The organism is Streptomyces palmae (assembly GCF_004684805.1).
Taxonomy (GTDB): domain Bacteria; phylum Actinomycetota; class Actinomycetes; order Streptomycetales; family Streptomycetaceae; genus Streptomyces; species Streptomyces palmae.
The window spans coordinates 1-4,409 of the sequence record NZ_SRID01000484.1; the positions used below are offsets into that span (position 1 = coordinate 1).

The window sequence follows — 4,409 nt, forward strand, 5'->3', positions numbered from 1 at the left end:
TCCTCGCTGTGTTTTTTCTTCAAAGGAACCTCGTCCCAGACCATCAGGCCCAGAGACGGGGTATCAACTAATCTGGCGTTGACTTTTGGCACGCTGTTGAGTTCTCAAGGAACGGACGCTTCCTTCGTACTCACCCTCTCGGGCTTTCCTCCGGGCGCTTCCCTTCGGTGTTTCCAACCTTACCAGATCCGTTTCGCGTTTCCGCTCTCCGTATCCGGCCCCCTGTTGGATCGGGGCGGCCTTCTCGCTTTCGCTTTCCGGCCTTTCCGACTCTATCAGATTCTTTTTCGTTCCGTTCCCGGCCCGAGTTCGTTTCCGATTCCCCGTCGGAGGGGGTTTGCGCCTTCCGGCGTGATCACTACGTTAGCGGTTTTCCTTGTCGGCTCATAATCGAGCCATTCGGTCCGAAATTCGGCATGCCGAAATTCATCCCGTTCAAGGGCCGTGCAGTAGTGGTTTGCCGCCGGTGCGGCGCGAGTGGTTGCCCTGCCGACCTTGATGGGGACGGCGTGACAACTCGAAGAACAATACATGACGCCCGGAGGGGATCGGCGACACCCCCCACCGGAAGCTCCGGGGATCGGCCTCAGCGGCCCATCGGCCAGGCGGGGTGCTGGTCCTGGTCGGTGCCGGCGAACTGACCCATGGCGTCGGTGAGCGCCTCCAGCAGGGTCAGCGGATCCGGCAACGGACGTTCGGGGCCGAGCAGCCAGGCCACCGTCCCGTCCCCGGGCAGTCGGGCGGGCGGCACCAGTACGTAGCTCCCCCGGCAGTGCCAGCGCAGTCCGGGATGCTCGTCCATGGTCTCGGGGTGGCAGTCCAGCTCACAGGGCCACCACTCGTCCTCGTCCTCGGGGGTGCCGCGGGTGGCGGTGAAGAACAGCATCCGGCTCGGCTGGAGGTCGGCGCTGGTGGTGGCGACCGGTCCGACCTCGACACCGGCGGCGCCCAGCCGGTCCAGGGCCAGCCGTCCGGCGTCCGCGGGCACGTCCAGCACGTCATGGACGATGCCGGTGGCGGTGATGAAGTTCGCCTCGGGCTGGTTGCGCAGCCACTGGGTGACCTGCTCGATGTCGGCGGTGGCCTGGGTCTGCCAGGCGAAGGAGACCGGGTGCCGGGCCGGGGTGGGACAGCCGATCCGGTCGCAGGAGCAGCCGTAGCCGGACGGATGGGCCGCCGGGGCGAGCGGGAATCCCGCCGCGGCGGCGGACAGGAGCAGATCCTCGCGCGCGCTTCCCGCGAGCGCTCCCGTGTCCCTGTCGCCACCCGCTCCGCTCCTGGGGCGGCGTAGCCACTGGGAGAACCTGCTCTTGCGTTCCATCCATCGCCTCGCTTCACGGCTGTCGTGCGGCACCGCCGGTTACCCGGTCAATGCTGCCACCATCCTGCTCCCGAAGGGGGCGGTGTCCGCATCCGGGGCGCCCGAAGACTGCCACCTATGGGTGCACTCGCCGGGCATAACCGAAATCTGACGCCTAGCGTTCCCCCATGGTCTCAAGATCTCTGCTGGCGGTGGCAGCGGCCCTGGCGCTGACCGCGGCGGGGTCCGGGCACGCGCGGGTCCGGCCCCGGGGGCCGTCGAGCGCACCGGGCCGGGCCGGCGTGGTCTACGCGGCACACCGCGGCGGAGCCCTGGAGGTCCCCGAGAACAGCCTGTCCGGGCTGGTCACGGCGGTGCGGCGGCACCAGGCCGAGGTGATCGACTTCGACACCCGGGTGCTGCGGGACGGCACACCGGTGGTGATGCACGACGCGACCTTGGACCGTACGACCTCCTCGACCGGCCGGGTGGCCGCACTGACCCCGGCGCGGTGGCGCGGGGTGCTGCTGCGCCCGGACCCGGCGCTGCCCGGACGGTGGCGCCCCGAGCCGCCTCCCACGGTGGCCGAGGTCCTGGACCGGCTGGGCGGGCAGCGCACGCTGACCATGGAGGTCAAGGACCCGGCCGGGCTGCCGCGCCTGGCCGAGATGGTCAAGGCGCGCGGGTTGGCCGGCTCGGTGTTCGTGAACACCAACAGACCGGCCCTCGCCCGGCGGGTCCACCGGCTGGGGCTGCGTGCCCAGCTGTGGCGTTCGGCGGCGCAGATGCGTACCGACGACTTCGCCGCCTGGCGCTCCTTCGTGGAGTTGCTGGACATCGACTACCAGGCCCGTGACCAGGACGTTCGGCGCGCGGTGCGGTCGGGGATCCCCCGGGTGTGGGGGCACACCGTGAACACTCCCGCGGACCGGGACCGGATGCTGCGGCTGGGCTGCGGCGGCATCATCACCGACGCCCCGGGGCTGCTCACCCGCACCCCCGTACGCCCCTGATCCCCGGGCTCTGCCGGACCTTCGTGGGAACCCCCGTGCAGGGGTCATCAGAACGAGGGGGAAATCACTCGCACGGACCATGGACAGCGGCGCGTCAGGGTGGACCATGTGGATGGCGCGTACGTCGATCGCGTACGCGCTCAACACCACCGTGAGGAGCCCTCGTTGTCCTTGCGTACCATCGTGCGTCGTGCCACCGCGCGACGCTATCTGATGTGTCCACCGACCCACTTCAAGGTCACCTACTCCATCAACCCGTGGATGGACCCCGGCAAACCGGTGGACCTGCCCCTGGCCCTGGCCCAGTGGGAGGATCTGCGGGACCGCTACCGCGCCCTGGGGCACACCGTCGAGGAGCTCCAACCGCACCCGGAACTCCCTGACATGGTGTTCGCCGCGAACGGCGCGACCGTGGTCGACGGGCGGGTACTGGGCGCCCGGTTCGCCTATCCGGAGCGGACCGCAGAGGCGGCGGCGCATCTGGAGTGGTTCCGCGCCCGCGGATACCGGGACATACACGAGCCCGAGCACATCAACGAGGGGGAGGGCGACTTCGCGGTGACCGCCTCCTGGGTGCTGGCCGGCCGCGGCTTCCGCTCCAGCCCGCTCTCGCACCCCGAGGCGCAGGAGTTCTTCGGCCGACCGGTGATCGGCCTGGATCTGGTCAACCCGCGCTACTACCACCTCGACACGGCCCTGTGCGTCCTGGACGACACCACCGACAGCGAGGTCATGTACTACCCGGAGGCGTTCTCACCCGGGAGTCAGGCGGTGCTCGCCCGGCTGTTCCCGGACGCGATCATCGCCCAGGAGGCGGACGCCGAGGCGTTCGGGCTCAACGCGGTGAGCGACGGGAGGAACGTTTTGCTTCCGCAGGCGGCGGTCGGACTGTTCGAACCGCTGCGGCAGCGCGGCTACGAGCCCATCGGGCTGGACCTGAGTGAGCTGCTCAAGGGCGGCGGCAGCGTCAAGTGCTGCACCCAGGAGCTGCGCGGCTAAGCCTGGCGGGTCCCCCGGACGGATGATCCGGGGGCGCCTTCCCCGAGGGGGACGGTCCGGGCTCAGGACGGCCAGGCGTCGCCCCACTCGGCGTCCCGGGCGGCACGGTACAGCTCACCGTGCCGCTTGGTGACCGTCTCCCGGCGCAGCCCGTCCTGTTCCGTGCACAGGTCCAGCAGCACCATGCCCTTGCGGATCTGGGGTTTGCGGACCACCCTGGCCGCCGGCGCGGCGTCCGTGAGGCCCTCCGCGCCGTCCGCCCGGATCGCGGCCACGTAGCTGAACTTCTCGTCCTCGTACGGCAGCGTGCCGCCCTTCACCTGCCGGTGCAGGGAGGAGCGGTTGACCCGTGCCGCGAAGTGGCACCAGTCGCGGCCCACCTCGATGGGGCAGGTGTCGCTGTGCGGGCAGGGTGCCACCACCCGCAGCCCGGCCCCGACCAGCCGGTCCCGGGCCTCGCGGATCCGCAGATAGCCCTCGGGGGTGCCGGGCTCCACGATCATCACCGCTCGCCCGGCGCGGGCCGCCTCGTCCACCACCAGCCCGCGGTCCTCCGGGGTGAGCTCGCCCAGCACGTAGGAGACGGTGACCAGGTCGGTCGGGTCGATCCGCAGCCCGGAGCCGATGGCCTGCCGCCGCCACCGGGCGGCCCGCAGCGCGGGGTCGGGAGAGCTCGCGGCCAGCTCCTCGCCGAGCGCCAGCGCCGCCTGCGACCAGTCCAGCACGGTGGTGGTGCGCTCCGCGCCCGCCCAGGCGTCGGCCACCGCCCAGCTCGCCGCGCCGGTGCCGCCGCCCACGTCCACATGGTCGGCCGGCACCCACTCCGGCAGGCGGGCGCGCAGCGCGGCCAGCGCCGAGCGCACCGCCTGGTAGGTCGCGGGCATCCGGTACGCGGCGTAGGCAGCGACATCGGAGCGGTCCCGCAGTACCGGGGCGTCGGTGGGGGTGCGCCCCCGGTAGTTGGCGATCAGCCGGTCGACGGCCTGGGTCGCCTGCCGGGGCGGCAGCCCGTCCAGCAGCCGGGCCAGCGCGTCGCGCAGTTCCTCGCCGACGGGGGCACCGCTGGTGCGGGTGGCGTCGGTGGGGGCTCCGAGGGG

General features: G+C 71.3%; 4 protein-coding genes. 2 read left to right on the top strand and 2 right to left on the bottom strand.

The features are described from left to right. Positions 1–586 precede the first annotated feature (586 nt). Positions 587–1,321, bottom strand: coding sequence for a bifunctional DNA primase/polymerase (locus tag E4099_RS29620; protein ID WP_135342192.1), 735 nt, complete (start codon positions 1,319–1,321; stop codon positions 587–589). Between the two features lie 167 nt (positions 1,322–1,488). On the opposite strand from E4099_RS29620, the gene E4099_RS29625 reads away from it, so the two are divergent. Both E4099_RS29625 and ddaH read left to right on the top strand, forming a co-directional pair. Continuing rightward, positions 1,489–2,313 carry a glycerophosphodiester phosphodiesterase gene (locus tag E4099_RS29625; protein ID WP_135342193.1) on the top strand — a complete coding sequence of 275 codons (825 nt, stop codon included), beginning with the start codon at positions 1,489–1,491 and terminating at the stop codon, positions 2,311–2,313. 171 nt (positions 2,314–2,484) lie between these two features. Beyond that, positions 2,485–3,312, top strand: a complete 828-nt coding sequence (gene ddaH / locus E4099_RS29630; protein ID WP_483414784.1) for a dimethylargininase — start codon at positions 2,485–2,487, stop codon at positions 3,310–3,312. Positions 3,313–3,374: 62 nt separating this feature from the next. On the opposite strand, the gene E4099_RS29635 is transcribed toward ddaH, so the two are convergent. Next, the gene (locus tag E4099_RS29635; protein WP_135342195.1) at positions 3,375–4,352 is read right to left on the bottom strand and encodes a small ribosomal subunit Rsm22 family protein; all 978 of its coding nucleotides are present in this window, start codon (positions 4,350–4,352) and stop codon (positions 3,375–3,377) included. Positions 4,353–4,409 lie beyond the last annotated feature (57 nt).